The following is a 17287-nucleotide window of genomic DNA, read 5'->3' on the forward strand; positions in this document are numbered from 1 at the left end:
TGGGCGCAAATGCGGGTGCTTGTTGTAGAAGATGATAGCGAAACGGCTGAGTATATCTGCACCAGCCTAAAGGCGCTTGGTCATGTGACGAAGCATGCGTCGGATGGCAAACAAGGATTCCTTGATGCCTTGGACAATGACTTTGACGTGATCGTTGTCGACCGGATGCTGCCCGGCTTGGATGGGATGACACTCGTCAGATCAGTGCGCGGTGCGAATGTTAATACGCCGATCCTATTCCTGAGCGCGCTCGGCGGTTTGAACGACCGGGTGAACGGATTGGAAGCCGGGGCGGACGACTACCTTGTGAAACCTTTTGCTTTTTCAGAGCTATCTGCGCGCCTTACTGCACTTGCGCGTCGTCCCCCGATGCAGACAGAAGAAACGCGACTTCAGGTTGTCGATCTGGAGATTGACCTGATCCGCCATACTGTGTGCAGATCCGGCCAAGAGATCGCCGTGCAGCCGCGTGAGTTCCGCCTTCTATCCTACCTAATGAAGAACGCCGAGCGGGTGGTGACACGCACCATGTTGCTGGAGGCAGTGTGGGACTTTCACTTTGATCCGAACACGAATGTCGTTGAGACGCATATCAGCCGCCTCCGCAACAAAATCGACAAACCTTTCGACCAGCCGTTGATCCATACGGTTCGGGGCGCTGGATACAGCCTCCATGGATAAGCACGCGCGCAAAGGTCCATCCGCGTTGAGGACATCCATAAGGCTGTCTTTGCAATACTCGTTCCTCTATTCGGTGCTCTCTGCACTGGTCTTCGCCTTGGCCTATTGGTTCACGCAATACGAGGTTCAAGACTGGGTCCTCGACCAAATGCGCAGCGATGCGGGCACGCTGGTTGAAATCTTTGAGTTGGGCGGCGATGAGATGCTGGTCGACCGCGTAGATGCCCTCGCCGAAGTCAGCTTTCAGAATGCCCGGGTTTACCAGCTTCTAAACTCAGATGGCGCGATTGTTTCCGGCAACCTGTCCTCGACATTTGCAAGCCCTTTGCCAGACTACCTTCCGGCAAAGGATTTGCCACTTGCAGGAGAAATCCACGACGAGGTCACCGGCTATTGGCTGCGCGCAGATGATGTTGGCCCCTATCTCCTGATCCAAGGGACAGGAGACCATATCGTCTTGGAGATACTGGAAGCGCTCGGCATGGCTTTGGTGGTAGGCTATTTGGCGGTTGTGATCCTCGGCCTTATCGTCGGTATCCGAATAGGCCGCATCACCGAGCGACGGATTGCGGCGATATCAAATACCCTCGCGGAGGTTTCCGCTGGCAACCTCGCTTCCCGTATTTCAACGACCCCAAAGGCTCGTGATGATCTTTCGCGGGTATCAACCGAGATCAATAGTATGCTCGGTCAGATCAAACGCCTGCTGGAAAGCCAAGAGCAAATCTCGAATGATATCGCCCATGATATGCGCACACCGCTTCAGCATCTTCGGCAGCGGCTGGAGAAACTACGAGACAGTCCGACGATCCGCCCGGACGATATTTCGGCCAGTCTCGATCAAACTGAAGAAATCATAGCGACCTTCAACGCCCTTTTGCGTATCGCCCAGATTGAGGGGAGTGACCGTCGCGAAAGGTTTGGGCTGTACGATCTTTCTGAGATCATAGCCAATGTTACGGAGGTCTTTGAGCCTGCGGCCGAGGATGCTGGCATTGAGTTGACCACTAAGGTGCCGGGCGAACAGCTTGAGGTTGTTGGCGATAGAAATCTTCTGACGCAACTACTGTCGAACCTTGTCGAGAACGCAATCAAACATTGTCCCGCTGGTTCTAAGGTTCTGGTCTTGGCGGAGAGCACACTTGCCGGCCCGACCTTGCGCATCACTGACAACGGTCCGGGGATCGCACGCGAGGATCGAGAGCGTATTTTTCGACGGTTTTTTCGGGGCGAAAAAAGTCGGAACAGTCCTGGGAATGGCCTTGGCCTAGCATTAGCAAAAGCAATCTGTGATCTGCATGGCGCCGAAATAACCGTGTCGGAGAATGATCCAGGAACAACTTTCGAGATCAATTTTCTGCGGTAAATGCGGTTCGGCTCTGAACATAGGTTGGTTTTGCCGAATTCGAGTAATGCAGTTTAAGTTCTCTCATATCAGACATTGATTGAGTGAGCGGGCGATGTCGGCCTTGGGCGGCGGGCTCAACAGGTGGATGCAATACACTGTGCGAACTTCTCCGCTGGCGTCTGATATTGCAGGGCTTTGCTTGGCCTTTCGTGACGGCCCAGTTGTCAGAGCAGATTGCTGCTGTTCGCTACAGGGTGCGCCCTCCAAAAGCCATCGCGCCTTCTGCCCCGCCGGGCACAGGTGGTTTGGCAGGGCCATGCGGTACAGAACGGCGGTGTTTCCGGTTGCTGCGGTCGCCGGGTCAGATGTCAGGTCGGCCACATCACGGGTGTCTCTGGGCACGATATGCTCCTTCATCTTAGGGTTCGGCGCGGGGCGTGCCGGGCGCTGCATCCCCGTTGGCTTCGATGTCTTCGATATAGAGCTTCATCTCTTCGATCTCGCTGCGCTGCGCCTCAATGATCGCGTTGGCCAGTTCGCGTACGCGCGGATCGGACAGGTTTGCACGTTCGCTGGTCAAGATCGCAATGGAATGGTGCGGGATCATGGCTTTCATCCAAGCCGTATCGCCTACCGTGTCTTGCGAACGGACCAAGTATAGGCCAGTTGCAAAGGCGATGGCGGCCCCAGTAAAGATCGCAAGGTTCATTTTTCGATTGGAGTACATGCCGAGCATGAAGGCGAGCATAATAATTGCCATCACCCCGCCCATATAAAGCGCCATCCACATCCGTGTCTGCGAAAAGAAGACATGATCGAGGGCATAGGTGTTCAAGTACATCAGGCCGTACATCACAACCGTTGAGGTGCCGATCATCGCGAAGAACCGACCATAGCCGCTGCCTGTGCCTTCGCTATCGTCGTGCTTATTCTTTGAAACCATTGTATTGTCCTCCTAAATTGCCAATGTGTGCCTTCGTTTTATACCCATATGAGGTATATTTTCCGGTTGGCAACAAATCCCAAACGGAGCGCCGCCTCATGAAGGCTAACAAGGAAAAGACGCTGGACTGCCTAGCGCGGCTCGAAGGACAGGTACGCGGCATCGCGAAATGGTTGAGGCCGACCGCTATTGCATGGACATCTTAGCGCAGACTGCGGCGATCCGATCCGCCGTTCTGGGGGTCGAAAAGCTTGTGCTGGAGAACCACGCCCAGCATTGCGTTGAAGCTGCGATTGCCAGCGGCGACCCAGAAGAACAACGCGCCAAGTTTGACGAGTTGATCGGTCTTTTGCAAAAGGCGTCGAAGTAGGCGTTTCCGGCCTATTGCCTAACGCGTTCTGGCTCCGAGGTTAGCGCCACGGGCCTCCATCTTGGCCGAAACGTCGAGCCGCCGCGCCGTAGGTTTGGCAGATTTCCGCCAGAAAACCGCAAACCTTCCTGCGCTGGACGCGTTGACAGGTCGTGCGGCTTGCGACACTGCTGACCCCTATGCGTGCTCTGGCAAACATATCAAACCTCTGCCGCGCCCTGCTTGGCGTGGTCTTGGCTTGTAGCCTATTGCTGCTCCCGCCCTCGTCGGTTCACGCGCAAAGCGGGATGCATGACAGCGCGCAGGCGGCGCATCACGTGGGCCATCAAATGACCGCAGCGTCTGAGCCGCAGCAAGAAGCAGCAGTGCCCGACCACGCCGATGTACGCGAAGATATCGAAGGCGAGCCTTGCTGTGGTGGTATTTGCCTGACGGCGGCGCTGACCACCTCGCAAGACGTTAAAATGACGGCTGTGCGATCCGTTGAATACACCAGCGTGTCCCATTCCGTCGCCTCTGGCCAACCCGCTGGCCAATTGCGCCCACCTCGAGCCTGAGTTGATCCCGGCCGACTAACGGCCTTTGCATCCGCGGCGTCTGGCTGCGGGTAAGATCACCTCATTCTCAGGCAAAATACCAATGAAATTACCACTGATTGCAGGGGCGATGTCCCTGACCCTTGGGGCTTGCGCAACCGCGCTCCCGCCCCTTCCTGATGTCACTGGCGCCTATGTGCAGCAGCCCACGCCTCTGCCCCAAGTCGCCGCGATGACCGCCGCCGACAACAGCGCACGTGGCAGTGCTGCCACCGCCGAGGAACAGCCCTTCTCAGGCTACCGCCGTCGCGGTGTCGTCGAACCGCTCGATTGGCGGCGGCTGAATGCGGAACAGGCCCCCAAGCCGGGCGCAATGCAAGGGATGAACCACTGATGCGTTGGAAACTGAAAACCGCCGCCGTCATTACGCCTCTGATCTTGGGCGCCTGCACGGCCCCGGTGCTGCCGGTAAATTACTCGGCCCGCGATGCTGGTTTTGCCGCCGTTGAGGCGCGCACCTCCAAAGCCATCGGCAAGCGCACCGTCTGGGCGCAGTCGCAGGCAGAGACCGTCGCGGCCTCTAAACAGGTCCGCGCCATGGTGTACGGCAAGACGATCAATGCCGAAACCGCGGTGCAGGTTGCGCTTTTGAACAACCAAGGGCTTCAGGCATCCTATGCGCAGATTGGTCTATCCGCAGCGGAAGCATGGCAACAATCCACTCCAGAAAACCCCGTCGTCTCCATCGGCTTGCTGGGCATCGGCGCGCCTGAAGTTGGTCTTTACCGCGCCTTGGAAAGCATGATCGCCGTGAACCTGCTGGATGCCCGCACCCGCAAACAGCGCATCGCCGCTGCCGAGGCGGAGTTCCAGCACGCGCAGATGCAAGCGGTGAGCGAGACGTTGGCGCTGGCCAATGAGACGCGCGAGGCTTGGGTCAACGCGGTCGCGGCCTTTGAAACGGTCAGCTATCTGAAACGCGCGGCCGTCACCACCGATGCGGCGGCGGAACTGGCGCAGCAGCTGGGCAAGACCGGCGCGCTTAACAAAGCCGCGCAAGCCCGAGAGCAGGCGTTCAACGCCGAAATGGCGGGCCAATTGGCACAGGCGCGGCTGGATGCGCAGTTGGCCAAGGAACAGCTGACCCGGCTTATGGGGCTCTGGGGTCAGGACGTGGCCTATTACGTGCCCGATGCCCTACCGCGTGTGCCGAACACGGTCAGCAGCCACAGGGGCATTGAACGGCTGGCGCTGGCCAATCGCGTTGATTTGGAAGTCGCCCGGCTGGGGTTGGAGGCCACGGCCAAAGCCTACGGCCTGACCGATGCCACCCGCACCCTGACGGACCTCGAAGTTATCGCCGGGGCCGAGATCGAGCGTGAAGAAAAGGACGGAGAGACCGAGACCAGCGTGTCACCGCAGGTCGAGTTCGAGTTCGTGATCCCGATCTTCGACAGCGGCAAGGCGCGGCTGCGCAAGGCCGAGCTGAGCTATCTTCAGGCGGCCAATGTGCTGGCCGAGCAGGCTGTGAACGTCCGCTCCGAAGCGCGGGCGGCAGCCACGGCCTACCGATCCAGCCATCAGATCGCGCGGCATTACTCAGACATCGTGCTGCCCCTGCGCCGCACAATCGACGAGGAAGCGCTGCTCAGCAACAACGGCATGATCACCAGCACTTTCGACCTGCTGAACGACGCCCGCGAGAAGATCGCGAGCCAGCTCGAAGCAGCCAGCGCCAAGCGTGAATTCTGGCTGGCCTCGGCTGGTCTGACAGCCGCGATCTACGGCGGTGGCAGCGGCGGCGGTGGCGCCGGCGGAGAGGCACAGATTGCCGCCGGTGGCGGCGCAGGACATTGAGACAAGGAAGCAATCAGATGATTAACAGACGTCAACTGCTGGGGGCCGGTGCTGCGGGAGCGACGCTCGTGTCCTCCAAAGCATGGGGCCAGACCATGAATATGGGCCTGCCCGAAGCCGCCGTCATGGACAGCGCGCTGACCCAATCGCCAACCCGCCCCACCAGCGGGCCGGATTACAATCCCGTGGTCACGCTCAACGGCTGGACCCTGCCGCATCGGATGAACAACGGGGTGAAGGAATTCCACCTCGTTGCCGAACCGGTGGAGCGCGAACTGGCTGACGGGATGGTCGCGCGCCTCTGGGGCTATAACGGCCAGTCAACCGGTCCCACCATCGAGGCGGTGGAGGGCGACCGGGTGCGCATCTATGTCACCAACCGCCTGCCCGAACATACCACCGTGCATTGGCACGGGCTGATCCTGCCCTCTGGCATGGACGGTGTCGGCGGGCTCAGCCACCCCGGCATCCCGCCGGGCAAGACCTTTATCTACGAGTTCGATCTGACCAAATCCGGCACCTTCATGTATCACCCGCATGGGGATGAGATGGTACAGATGGCGATGGGGATGATGGGCATGTTCGTGGTCCACCCCAAAGATCCGTACTTCATGCGCGTGGATCGGGACTTCCTGATCATGCTGAACGCCTTCGACATTGATCCCGGCACCTACATCCCGCGCATCATGACGATGACGGATTTCAACCTGTGGACCTGGAACAGCCGGATTTTCCCGGACATTGACCCGCTTGTGGTCAACCAAGGGGATAAGGTGCGGGTGCGCGTTGGCAACCTCACGATGACCAACCACCCGATCCACATGCATGGCTATGACTTCAAGGTCACCTGCACCGATGGCGGCTGGGTGCCGGAATCAGCACAGTGGCCCGAGGTCTCCATCGACATCCCCGTGGGCGCCATGCGGGCCTATGAGTTCGTGGCCGACCATCTGGGCGACTGGGCGATCCATTGTCACAAGTCGCACCACACGATGAACGCCATGGGCCACGACGTGCCGACGCTGATCGGCACCAACAGTTCCAACATGACACGTCAGGTCCGCCGCGTGCAGCCCGAGTTCATGCCCATGGGCACGGCGGGTATGGCGGATATGGGCGAAATGTCGATGCCGCTGCCCGACAACACCGTGCCGATGATGGCCGGTTGGGGGCCGCATGGCCCGCTGGAAATGGGCGGCATGTTCTCGGTCGTGAAGGTGCGCGAGGGCATCGACGCGGACGATTACGAAGATCCCGGCTGGTACGAAAACCCTCCGGGCACCGAGGCGTACGAATGGACGGGCGAGCTGCCAGAGTTCGCGCAGAACCACAGCCCCAAAACCAAGATCACGCCGAAACCAACCTCCGAGAGCCAAGCGGCCCTCGGACCACAATGACAACCAACCCATACAGGAAATACCATGAACAAACTTCTTCTTTCGACCGCCCTCAGCCTTCTCATTACCGCCCCGGCCTTTGCCGCAGGCACCCATGGCGGCGGCCACGGCGATGACGGCCACGGCGACATGCACAAAGAGATGGCCATCGGCATGCCCGGCAAGGCCGAGGCGGTCGATCGCACCATCGACGTGACCATGCTCGAAACCGACGATGGCGAGATGATTTTCGAGCCCGCTGCGTTCGACATCAAGGAAGGCGAGACCATCCGCTTTGCCGTCACCAACAAGGGCGAGATCGAACATGAGTTCGTCATCGACACGATGGAGGGCAATGCCGAGCACAAGGAAGCCATGGCCAAGATGGACATGGAGCATGACGACCCGAATTCGGTCCGTCTCGACTCCGGCATGGAGGGCGAGGTGATCTGGACCTTCGCCAACGAAGGCACGTTTGAATTCGCCTGCCTGATCCCCGGCCACTACGAATCCGGCATGCATGGCCCGATCACCGTGGCGCAGTCTGATGAGGCGCCCGAAGCTCCGGCTGTCTATTCAACCGGCAAGATCAAGAAGGTCGACGCGAAGGGTAAGAAAGTGACCATCATTCACGGCCCGCTTGAAAACCTCGACATGCCGTCGATGACCATGGTGTTCAAAGCTGATGAGACGCTGATCGCCAATATGAAGGAAGGCCAGAACATCGAATTCGTGGCCGACCGCGTGAAAGGCAAGCTCACCGTCACAGCGATGAAGTAAGCGCCTATCGCAGGGCCGGTTGACCGGGCTGGCCCTGCGCTTTCCACCAAAAAATAAGGCAGTTCGAGCTATGAAATCGCGTGGAACCATCGCCCTTTGGGCCATCGCTGCACTACAGGCAATTGTGGCGATCTTCTTTACTGTTTGCTTCCTACTGGACGTCATAGGAATGGAGCCCGATTTTCTGATCTGGCAAAGCCATGAGTATCAGCAAACGATCTTGGCAATCGGGTTGAATCTGGGGGTCGCCTTGGGTTGGATTGCCTTGAGAATGAGTCTTCATCGTGCCCGGCTTGCCGAAGAAAAGATGCGCAAATGCACGTCGGAGTTTTCGCAATTGATAGCCGAGCATTTTCATAAATGGAGACTGACGTCCGCAGAGAAAGACGTCGCGCTTTTCTTGACGAAAGGACTAAGTACCCGGGATATTGCAGGGCTGCGAGGCACCTCCGAAGGCACGATTAAAGCGCAAACAAATGCAATCTATCGCAAGGCGGGGGTCGCGGGCCGAACTCAGTTGCTCTGCACCTTCATTGAGGACCTGATGGATGACGTCTTGATCCCCGCAGAGCTGCGCGATGATACGAGGGTTCATCTGGACGACGCAGCTTGATTGTCTCCCATCTTGACCAAAGGATGGCTGTCTGGACAGAGCGGCAGGGTGGACCCGTGCGCTTAAGAACGGATAACTTTCCCGTGCCGCCGCATGATGCAACGGGCCATACTTGGCATCACGGTAACGCGCTGCTGTTGGACTATACCAAACTTGGGGGCAAGGCTGCACCGGCAGCCCCGGGGCGTGAAGAGGTTTAATAGTGGGAAGCCCGCCTTCAGTGAGGTGATCTCGAATGACCTCGACCTGTCTGATCCCAAGCCCGACACCAAATGGGCGCAGGGGCCAAGGCCGAATGTGTTGCGCAACTATCTGCGAAGTGACGTAAAACCTGTGGCGGGCATGGAGACTTTCCCACCCGCTATGAAACAGTCGGCCGCCACGTAAGCTGCGGCGGCCGACCGTCACGACTGTGTTTTTAGGTGATGGTAAAACCGCGGCCAACAGGGTCGGTTTCATCGATCAACCATTTGGCATAGCCGATAACTTTGGCGGTGCCTTTAACCGTAGGGATCACAGCGCGCTGGTTCCCCAGCATGGTTTCACCCAAAAGCTGAATCGCTGAGATTGCAGCTGACGCAGGGTTTTCAGATTCTGCGCATTTTCATCGTGAGTTTCGTAAGTCCTATGGCACGTCTCCAAGCCTATACCGTCGATCATCGAATACTCTCTACTCGGTGAAGGAATCCTAGTAGTAAGTCAGCTTTCCGGGGGGGAGCGCTCTTTCATCTTGGTGTTATGAGATTGCCTAAAGAGGTTAAATGCTCTCTTCGGTTACTTGCAATGCACCTTTTGAGTGGAAGGCATTCCCACCAATTTAATCGGAGGTTCCGCGATTGACGGGTTTCTTAAGAGCTTCCAAAAACTGACCTTGGCTGCGTACTAAATGAATCGCGATTCCGGGCCGTTGCCGACGATACCTTGGCCCAAACCAGCGCGCGACCGCCCCTACACGCTCGCACGCTTATCCTAAGAACCCTTACCTATCCCACAAAGCCCCACAAACCGGCGGAATTTCTTTCTCGATCGCCTGCATCGCGTCGACGATCAGATCTTCGCGCCAGCGACGGCCGGCGATTTGCACCCCGATGGGCTGGGGGCCGCTGGCCAAGCGCGCGATATGCGTTGGAATGTTGCCAGCAGGCAGCCCGGTAAAGTTCATGATGAACGACCAATGCGCCTTGCCCAATACCTCACGCACACCTTCTGGACCCTCCGTATCGCGGCCAGCCGTGAAGAACGGAGCCAGCAGGAATGGGGTCAGGATCAAGGGGTAATCCTCAAGAAACAGCGACCATTCGCGGGCGTAATGCGTGCGTTTGGCAATCATTTCCAGCTGCTGAGTACCTTCGAAAGGCGGGAATTCCGCATAGTAGGCATCGAAGATCGCATTCACTTCGTCAGATCCGTGGGCGCGAATATCCGGGCCCATGAGGGCTTGAACTTCGCCCAACAACGCACGGTATCCAACTTCGCCGGTCTCGCGCGCAAGGGGCGGGTCGACCTCTTCGACGGCGTAGCCTGCATTTGACAGGGCGGATGCCGCATTATCAAGCGCCGTGGCCACATCACCGTGCAGGCCAAACCCAAAATCTTCGCGTGTTACGGCGACACGGATCGGGCCGTCTATCGCTGCGCCACGCCAAGGAAGCGGCACATGGAACGGGTCGCGCGCGTCTGGCGTGATCAGGGAGGGCATCGAGAGGTGCAGATCAGATGCAGTTCTTGCGATAAGCCCTTGAACTGACATGGATTGTGCCAAAAATCCCCGCTCAGCCTTTTGGCTGGGGTTCCACGCAGGCACCCGTCCCAATCCGGGTTTCACCGTGACCGCGCCATTTGCCGAAGCCGGAAAACGCAGCGAACCGCCAATGTCGTTGCCATGGGCAAGTGCGCCAATCCCGGCCATCACGGCCGATCCGGCACCGCCCGAAGAGCCGCCCGCCGACAGATGCCGGCCCCAAGGGTTGTAGGTGCGCCCATAAAGTGGGTTGTCCGTGTCCGCACGAAAGGAAAACTCAGGCGTGTTGGTGCGGCCTATGATGATCGCGCCTGCGTCTTTCAGGTTGCGAACCAACGGCGCATCCTCGGGCGCAATTATGTCTTTGAACGCTGGAACACCGTTGCTGGTGGCATGGCCCTTTTGGTCAACGTTTATTTTGATGGTGACCGGAACGCCGTGGAGCGCCCCCTTGGGCGCGCTGCTGGCGTCCAAAGCGCTGGCCTCTGCCCGTGCTTCGTCAGCAAGGTTTTCGACAACCGCGTTCAGGTCTGGATTGACCTCATTCATACGTGCGATCGCCGCCTCGGTGGCGTCACTGGCCGAGATTGTGCCTGCCCGGGTGGCCGCTGAGATTTCGCTGGCGCTCCATTGCCAAAGCGGTTTGCTGTCGGTCATTCCGGTTCCTTCCGTTCTATTTTATGCCCAACCAAGGCGGGGCCTTAGGTCGTGATGCGGCGACCTTCACAGGAAAAAACATAGCAAGGCAAGTAGTTTCGCCATGCGACGCTCCATAGGACAAATACGCATTGTCAGCCTGCCGCGCTGGCGGTTTGGCGTGCTAAAACTGCAAAGACAAGTCCGCCCAGCGTGATCCTATCGCACGGGGATGCGCATGCCGATTGATCTGCCAATTTCTAAGTCGCGGTGATGCCAACCCTGCCAAAACAAAAGGCAATTGCCATCACTGTCACAAAAGTTTTGCATTCTAAGGCGACAAGGAGGCATGCTGCGCCGAAGTATAAATTGACCAAATGGTCTAACGCGCGCATTCTGCCGACAATGAGTACACTAGAAAGAGGATTTCCCATGACACGAACCATTCTGCTGGCCGGCACCATGCTGGCGGGGCTCGCCTCCGTGGCCCAAGCCGACACGCTGCGCCTTTTGACATGGGGCGGCTACGCACCTGAGGACGTGGTCGCGAAATTCGAAGAAGAGACCGGCCATACCGTCGAAGTCACGAAATCCAACAACGAAGAGATGATCGCCAAGCTGCGCGCCACAGGCGGCGGTGGTTTTGACCTTGCCCAGCCGTCGCAAGACCGCATCATGGGCCCGCAGATGGAATTCGGCATCTACAAGCCGATCGACGTCTCCAAGCTGAAGAAAGAGCTTTTCATTCCCTCCATGCTTGATGCGACGATGGGCAACACCACCGTGAACGGCGACGTTTATGGCGTGCCGCATGTCTGGGGCACCTCCGGTCTGGTGATGAACACCGCCGAAGCGGGTGACACGGTCAAGGACTACACCGACCTCTGTGCGCCGGAAGTGGCGGGTAAGGTTTCCTACCGCCTCAAGCGTCCGACCCTGATCGGTTTCGCCTTCGCGATGGGCGAAGACCCCTTTGCCGCCTATGGCGACGAAGCCAAATACGCCGAGATCATGGGCAAGGTCGAAGCCAAGCTGATCGAATGCAAAGAAAACGTCAAAACCTATTGGGGCGGCGGTGATGAGCTGATGAACCTGCTGCGCTCGGGCGAAGTGACCGCGTCGATGGCATGGGACACCGGCGGCTGGAAGCTGAACGACGACAACGCTGATCTGACCTTCGTGGCCCCGGCCTCGGGCGCTCTGGGCTGGATCGACACCTTCGTTCTGCCCGCCAAAGGGCAGGCCGATGATGTGGCCTATGAATGGATCAACTTTGTCATGCAGCCCGAAGTCGCGGCGATGATTACCGCAGCGGCGGGCAACTTCACCGCCTCCGCAGGCGCGGATGAGTTTGCCGAAGACAGCCTGAAAGCCAAGTACCAGGCCAGCTTCCCCCAAGAAGCCATCGACAACATCAAATGGTATCCGCCGGTGCCCGCCGGTCTGGAAACCATCGAAGGCGAAGTGCTGGACCGCGTCCAAGCTGCCAACTGATAACTGACCTACGAGCGGCACCCTCACGCTGAGGGTGTCGCTTCTTTATACGGAATTCACATGACCCCAGATCTGGAATGCGTCGACCTCGTTAAGCGGTTCGGCGATACCACCGCTGTTAACAACGTCTCCTTCACGGTGCCGCCCGGCAGTTTCTTCTCCATCCTCGGGCCTTCGGGCTGCGGCAAAACGACGATCATGCGGATGATCGCGGGGTTTCTCGACCCCACCTCCGGTGACATTCGGATCAAGGGCGGATCGGTGCTCGACACGCCGCCGAACAAACGCCCGGTGAATATGGTGTTCCAACATCTGGCGCTTTTCCCGATGATGACGATTGCCGAGAATATCGGCTATGGCCTGCGCCGCCGTGGCATGCCCAAGGCTGAGATTGCGCGTAAAGTCGACGAGGCGCTCGACCGGATCGGCCTGCCGGGGATCGGCGCGCGCAAGACGGATGAGCTTTCGGGCGGGCAGAAACAACGTGTCGCCATCGCGCGCTGCATGGTGTTGGAGCCTGACGTGCTGCTGCTGGATGAGCCGCTGGGGGCGCTGGACCTCAAGCTGCGCGAACATATGAAGGTTGAGCTGAAGGCCCTGCAAGCCGCCTTTGACACGACATTCGTCTATATCACCCACGACCAATCCGAAGCGCTGGTGATGTCCGATCAGATCGCAGTGATGAGCAATGGCCAGTTCGAGCAGGTGGGCCGGGGGCAAGACCTCTACTACCGCCCCGAGACGCCCTTCGTCGCCGGTTTCATCGGCGAATCGAACCGCTGGAAGGGCCGGATTGAGCGGGTGGAGGGCGACGCCCTGCAACTGCGCACCGACAGCGGGCTTGCAATGCGCGCCACCGGCGCGGGCCTTGTCCAAGGGGCGCGGGCCGAGATCTTCGTGCGACCTGAATCCATCCGGCTGGCCGCCAGTGCCGATGCGCTGTCGGGCTTTGACAATCAACTGACGGGCACGGTGACCAGCCTGCTGTTCAACGGCGCGGCTTCGCGCGTGTTGGTACAGGACGATGTTGGCGAAACGCTCGAAGTCACGCTGCCGCAATCAGGTGAATTCTCAAGCCTGCAACGCGGCGATGCGGTGCATATCGGCTGGGGTGCGGGGCAGGCGACCTGCTTTGGGGCCGCCTGATGCGCAGTCAATCCCGCATTACATTCTACCTGCTGCTGACGCCTTTGGTGCTTTGGCTGGGTCTGCTCATCATCATCCCGCATATCGACATGCTGCTGATCTCTCTGCGCGAGCGGATCAGCTTTGGCGTCTATGAAACCAGTCTGGCGCAATATGAAAAGGCGTTGACCGAACCACTTTACCTACGCACCTTTTGGCGCACGGCGGTGATGTCGGTGCTGGCAACCGCGCTCACGCTGCTGATCGCCTTTCCGGTGGCCTATTACATCGCCAAAATGGCGAAGGGGCGCTTGCAGCAGGTGCTTTTCCTGCTCTGTCTGATCCCGTTTTACGTCTCCGAACTGGTGCGCACCTTCGGCTGGATGATCCTGCTGCGCGAGACCGGTCTCGTCTCGAACCTGTTGCAATGGGTGGGGCTGGCGGACCGTCCGGTGGAGTTGCTTTACACCGATGCTACGATGATGGTCGGGCTGGTCTATACTTCCATGCTCTTCATGGTGGTGCCGCTTGTCACCACGCTGGAGAGCCTCGACGACAGCGTGATCGAGGCGGGTTATGATCTGGGCGGCAGCGGGCTTTCCGTCCTGCGTGAGATCATCATCCCCCATGCCATGCCCGGCATCGTGTCGGGCTGTATCGTGGTTTTCATGCTGAGCTTGGGCAACTACCTGACGCCGACGATGCTGGGCGGCAAGGACAGCCTGTGGTTCACCGAAATGATCTATAACCAGTTCATCGTGCGCTCCAATTGGGAGCTGGGCGCCGCCTTTGGCTTTATGCTTTTGGTGCTGTCTTCGGTGATCGTCTGGGGGATGCTCTGGCTCACGGGCCGGACCCTCAAGGAAACGATGGGGTGATCCAATGATCCCGACAATCCCGCAATCGCGCAGCTTTCGCATCCTCTATGGTGGCTATGTGGCGCTGTTCTTTCTCTATCTGGCCCTGCCGCTGACCGTGGTGGCGGTATTCGCCTTCAACGACAGCCAGTTCCCGTCTCTTCCGTGGGAGGGATTCACGTGGAATTGGTTCTTCGGCGCGGAGCGCCCTCAGATCGGCGTCTTTCATGAACGTGGCATCCTGCGGTCGGTGGGCACATCGGCATTCGTGGCGCTTTGCGTGGCGATCATGTCGGTTTGCGTTGGCACGACGAACGCCTTTTTGTTCAACCGCTATGAGTTTCGCGGCAAGGGGTTTCTCTATGTGCTGATGCTGCTGCCGCTGGTGATACCCGGCATCGTGCTGGGCATCTCGGTTCTGGTGTTTTCCTCCACGCTGGCCAATGGCGTCTGGGACATGGCGCAGATCGACATTCAGGCGCTGCGCCCCGGTCTGCTTTTGGTGATCTTGGGGCAGTTTAGCTTTATCACCACCATCGCCACGCTGGTGATCTCGGCCCGCTTGCAGAAGTTTGACCGCACGCTGGAAGAGGCGGCGCTGAACCTTGGCGCGGACCGGCTGACGGCGGTGCGCACGATCACTCTGCCGTTCCTTGCGCCTGCGATGATTGGGGCGATCGTGGTGGCGTTTCTCATGAGCTTTGAGAACTTCAACACAACGCTGATGCTCGTGGGTTCTGACGCGCCGCTGACCATCGCCATGTTCGACCGGTTGAAAGAAGGCTCGACCCCGCTGCTGAACGCCGTGTCGCTGTTATTGATGCTGAGCTCATCGCTTTTGGCGCTGATGCTGATCCTGTTTCAAAAGCGCGGATGATAATAGGGCAGGCCCGCGCTGGGCCTGCCGCTCCCTGGTCACAGCGTCTGCCGTACCGCTTGACTGAATCTCTCTAACAGGTCTGGGTCTTCGGCAAGCGTGCGCCGCAGCGACCGGGGCAGTTCTAGCTGAACGCCTTCGCCTGTGCGGGTTCGGTTGCAGATGTTCGTCTCATGCACACCGGGCAGCGTGGTGTTGGGCGCCGCGTCAAACCCCGCCTCACGCAGGGCCGCGCCGATTGCATCGCGTAGGGCTTCGGCCCGCCCGCCAAGCCAAACCGTCTCGGTGCCATCATCCTTGCGGCCATGGATCGCCACGGCAACCTGCGCGCTTGCCACAAGTTCCAACGCCTGCGGCTCATCAAAGCGGTGCGAGGTGATGTGGAAATCCCCATGCGCCCCGGCTTTCAGTGCCTCGAACAGATAGTAGGAATAGTCGCTTCCCGCGATGGCCTCGGCGATCAGCGAAGTCTCCGGCTCAATCGTACCGCCGTGGGGCGCGAGGATGATCACCGCGCCGCCCCGATCCTCCGCGCGTATCTGGTAATCATCATCGCGCAGCATCTCTGCTGAGAGGTCGGCATAGTTCTGGAAACGATCCGTCATCAAATGGCTCCTATCGACTGGGCGAACGATCAAACGTCGAGCTTGCGCACCGTTTTGGCAATGCGCCCGTCTTTACGCTCAAGAAACACGATCTCTCCGAAATTGATGCTTTGCCACTCGTCCCCGTCTTCGGTCAGCGGCTCAGAGGCAAAGATCGCCGATGTGGCTTCTCCTTCGGGGCAGGCGTCTACCTTGTAGGAATTGGCGTAATCCTGAAAGTTTGTCCCTGTTAGCACATAGACCGGCTCAAGCAGCATAGAGAGATGCAAGTCTTCGTCGCGCAACTTCTTCCAATCGCCCTTCACATCAGTCTCGCCTTCATGGCCGCAGCCATAGTTCACGCCAATGATCCGATCCGAACTGACCAGCGCAATCTTGAGCTTGGTCAGCGACGCGAGATCAAGTTTTCGCGCCGCTTCGCAGATCACCTTGAGCAGTTTCTCAAACCCGCGCTGCACATGGTCGTCGCTGTCGCCCTCCAGCAATGACAGCAGCAACACATACAGAAATTCAGTATCCGTCGTGCCGCGCATTTGGGTGAGGTATTGATCTTTGCAATAGGGCAGAAGCTCGCGCTGCAACTGCCGCCAATGGGGCAGGGCGCCGTTCTGGGCAATGATCCACGGGGTGTGCTCAAAGGAAAACGGATGACAATTCTCATCGGCCTGTACAACGCTAGCATCATAAGACGCCGCGCGGATATGCGAGAGCATCGTATGCGCCTGCAGGCTGGGGATTAGGGTCTTGGCGTTGTCGTCGTGAAAGGCCGCCTTGGGCCGATGGTACAGCAGCGGCGCATCGGGTTTCAGCAGATGTTCGCTCCATGCGGCAAAACCCCATCCTGCCAGCTGCAGACTTGGGTGAAGTTCCGGATCAAGGCTTTGGTTCAGCAGACTGTTTTCAGGAGCAAGGAGCAGCGACTCGATTGGCAGTTCAGGTCCGATATAGGCGAGGAAGCGGCACATATTTGTCCTTACTCTAGAGAGGTTTCACTTAGCGTCACAACGGGTGTGAAGCCCTCAGGTAGAGTGATGTGCCGGTAAATCTAGCCACACGTCGGGCCGTGGCGCTGAAGCGCCGTTTGAAAAAAGAGGGGGGCGCGTGCCGCCCCGCTCCGGCTTTCGTCTCAGATATCCGAGATATAATCAGCCGAGACATAGCCCCGTACCTCTGGCGCATCGGCCAAGGAAACTCGGCACCAAAGCTGGCCAATCTCAGTCACGCAATCGCGGCGGTTGAGAATGGTGCCATCGGGCAGGCCCATGATGACCCCAAAGTCGAGCCCGGGGCCGCTGCGCAGCTTCAAAAGCTCGTCCGGCCCGGTGCGGTGCACCATCACCTGATCGGCGGCGATGCCCGCACAGCCTGCGACGAACATAAGGGTGGAAACGGTTGCGAATGTGATCCTGCGCATGATCTGCCTCTCTTTGATTTTCGTCCGTCATAGA

The 17287-nt window shown here is 58.8% G+C and carries 21 protein-coding genes; 14 read left to right on the top strand and 7 right to left on the bottom strand.

The features are described from left to right. The first annotated feature begins 9 nt into the window (after window positions 1–9). Both ACSQ16_RS07320 and ACSQ16_RS07325 read left to right on the top strand, forming a co-directional pair. Window positions 10–681 (top strand): response regulator transcription factor, encoded by a 672-nt coding sequence (locus ACSQ16_RS07320; protein ID WP_093928483.1) that lies wholly within the window; start codon window positions 10–12, stop codon window positions 679–681. Beyond that, window positions 674–2047, top strand: coding sequence for an ATP-binding protein (locus ACSQ16_RS07325; RefSeq protein WP_435988720.1), 1374 nt, complete (start codon window positions 674–676; stop codon window positions 2045–2047). The genes ACSQ16_RS07320 and ACSQ16_RS07325 overlap by 8 nt, the downstream gene beginning before the upstream one ends. A 63-nt stretch (window positions 2048–2110) precedes the next feature. Here ACSQ16_RS07325 and ACSQ16_RS07330 read toward each other — a convergent pair whose 3' ends face one another. Together ACSQ16_RS07330 and ACSQ16_RS07335 are read right to left on the bottom strand one after the other, a co-directional pair. After that, window positions 2111–2431, bottom strand: a complete 321-nt coding sequence (locus ACSQ16_RS07330) for a hypothetical protein (protein ID WP_243261133.1) — start codon at window positions 2429–2431, stop codon at window positions 2111–2113. Window positions 2432–2447: 16 nt separating this feature from the next. Then, entirely contained in the window at window positions 2448–2972 is a 525-nt protein-coding gene (locus ACSQ16_RS07335; RefSeq protein ID WP_243261132.1) for a DUF305 domain-containing protein, read from the bottom strand. 169 nt (window positions 2973–3141) lie between these two features. Here ACSQ16_RS07335 and ACSQ16_RS07340 point away from each other — a divergent pair, with 169 nt between their 5' ends. The 7 genes from ACSQ16_RS07340 to ACSQ16_RS07370 all read left to right on the top strand — a co-directional run bounded on the left by ACSQ16_RS07340 (window position 3142) and on the right by ACSQ16_RS07370 (window position 8504). Next, a complete protein-coding gene (locus ACSQ16_RS07340) occupies window positions 3142–3342 on the top strand; it encodes a metal-sensitive transcriptional regulator (RefSeq protein ID WP_276521346.1) in 201 nt (66 codons plus the stop codon). A 179-nt stretch (window positions 3343–3521) separates the two neighbouring features. Continuing rightward, complete coding sequence (locus ACSQ16_RS07345) at window positions 3522–3899, top strand: hypothetical protein (protein ID WP_243261131.1); 378 nt, start codon at window positions 3522–3524, stop codon at window positions 3897–3899. Window positions 3900–3981: 82 nt separating this feature from the next. Further along, a complete protein-coding gene (locus tag ACSQ16_RS07350) occupies window positions 3982–4272 on the top strand; it encodes a hypothetical protein (protein ID WP_243261130.1) in 291 nt (96 codons plus the stop codon). Continuing rightward, window positions 4272–5735 carry a TolC family protein gene (locus ACSQ16_RS07355; RefSeq protein ID WP_243261129.1) on the top strand — a complete coding sequence of 488 codons (1464 nt, stop codon included), beginning with the start codon at window positions 4272–4274 and terminating at the stop codon, window positions 5733–5735. Before ACSQ16_RS07350 ends, ACSQ16_RS07355 begins: the two co-directional genes overlap by 1 nt. Window positions 5736–5752: 17 nt before the next feature. Beyond that, window positions 5753–7132, top strand: a complete 1380-nt coding sequence (locus ACSQ16_RS07360; RefSeq protein ID WP_243261128.1) for a multicopper oxidase family protein — start codon at window positions 5753–5755, stop codon at window positions 7130–7132. A gap of 24 nt (window positions 7133–7156) precedes the next feature. Next, a complete protein-coding gene (locus ACSQ16_RS07365) occupies window positions 7157–7891 on the top strand; it encodes a copper-binding protein (RefSeq protein WP_243261127.1) in 735 nt (244 codons plus the stop codon). A gap of 70 nt (window positions 7892–7961) precedes the next feature. Further along, window positions 7962–8504, top strand: a complete 543-nt coding sequence (locus ACSQ16_RS07370; RefSeq protein ID WP_243261126.1) for a helix-turn-helix transcriptional regulator — start codon at window positions 7962–7964, stop codon at window positions 8502–8504. A 418-nt stretch (window positions 8505–8922) separates the two neighbouring features. Here the strand turns inward: ACSQ16_RS07370 and ACSQ16_RS07375 are convergent, their stop codons facing one another. Next, window positions 8923–9042 carry a proline racemase family protein gene (locus tag ACSQ16_RS07375; RefSeq protein WP_243261125.1) on the bottom strand — a complete coding sequence of 40 codons (120 nt, stop codon included), beginning with the start codon at window positions 9040–9042 and terminating at the stop codon, window positions 8923–8925. 28 nt (window positions 9043–9070) lie between these two features. Here ACSQ16_RS07375 and ACSQ16_RS07380 point away from each other — a divergent pair, with 28 nt between their 5' ends. Continuing rightward, a complete protein-coding gene (locus tag ACSQ16_RS07380; protein WP_394805093.1) occupies window positions 9071–9196 on the top strand; it encodes an AraC family transcriptional regulator in 126 nt (41 codons plus the stop codon). Between the two features lie 287 nt (window positions 9197–9483). Here the strand turns inward: ACSQ16_RS07380 and ACSQ16_RS07385 are convergent, their stop codons facing one another. Beyond that, the gene (locus ACSQ16_RS07385) at window positions 9484–10902 is read right to left on the bottom strand and encodes an amidase family protein (RefSeq protein ID WP_243261124.1); all 1419 of its coding nucleotides are present in this window, start codon (window positions 10900–10902) and stop codon (window positions 9484–9486) included. A gap of 411 nt (window positions 10903–11313) precedes the next feature. Between ACSQ16_RS07385 and ACSQ16_RS07390 the strand changes: the two genes are divergently transcribed. Genes ACSQ16_RS07390 through ACSQ16_RS07405 form a run of 4 tightly spaced genes read left to right on the top strand, consistent with a single transcriptional unit; the run spans window position 11314 to window position 15234 of the window. Next, on the top strand, window positions 11314–12375 hold the full coding sequence (locus ACSQ16_RS07390) for an extracellular solute-binding protein (RefSeq protein WP_243261123.1): 1062 nt from the start codon (window positions 11314–11316) through the stop codon (window positions 12373–12375). 60 nt (window positions 12376–12435) lie between these two features. Continuing rightward, entirely contained in the window at window positions 12436–13521 is a 1086-nt protein-coding gene (locus ACSQ16_RS07395) for an ABC transporter ATP-binding protein (protein WP_093928499.1), read from the top strand. Next, window positions 13521–14378, top strand: a complete 858-nt coding sequence (locus ACSQ16_RS07400; protein WP_243261122.1) for an ABC transporter permease — start codon at window positions 13521–13523, stop codon at window positions 14376–14378. Before ACSQ16_RS07395 ends, ACSQ16_RS07400 begins: the two co-directional genes overlap by 1 nt. 4 nt (window positions 14379–14382) lie before the next feature. Further along, a complete protein-coding gene (locus ACSQ16_RS07405; RefSeq protein WP_243261121.1) occupies window positions 14383–15234 on the top strand; it encodes an ABC transporter permease in 852 nt (283 codons plus the stop codon). Between the two features lie 38 nt (window positions 15235–15272). Here ACSQ16_RS07405 and ACSQ16_RS07410 read toward each other — a convergent pair whose 3' ends face one another. From ACSQ16_RS07410 to ACSQ16_RS07420, 3 genes are all read right to left on the bottom strand, one after another. Then, window positions 15273–15839 carry a poly-gamma-glutamate hydrolase family protein gene (locus ACSQ16_RS07410; RefSeq protein WP_317405887.1) on the bottom strand — a complete coding sequence of 189 codons (567 nt, stop codon included), beginning with the start codon at window positions 15837–15839 and terminating at the stop codon, window positions 15273–15275. A 29-nt stretch (window positions 15840–15868) separates the two neighbouring features. Beyond that, on the bottom strand, window positions 15869–16804 hold the full coding sequence (locus ACSQ16_RS07415; RefSeq protein WP_243261119.1) for a class II glutamine amidotransferase: 936 nt from the start codon (window positions 16802–16804) through the stop codon (window positions 15869–15871). Window positions 16805–16965: 161 nt separating this feature from the next. Next, complete coding sequence (locus ACSQ16_RS07420; protein ID WP_093928503.1) at window positions 16966–17253, bottom strand: SH3 domain-containing protein; 288 nt, start codon at window positions 17251–17253, stop codon at window positions 16966–16968. Window positions 17254–17287 lie beyond the last annotated feature (34 nt).

Source organism: Sulfitobacter sp. SH24, assembly GCF_965641895.1.
GTDB classification, from domain to species: domain Bacteria; phylum Pseudomonadota; class Alphaproteobacteria; order Rhodobacterales; family Rhodobacteraceae; genus Sulfitobacter; species Sulfitobacter dubius.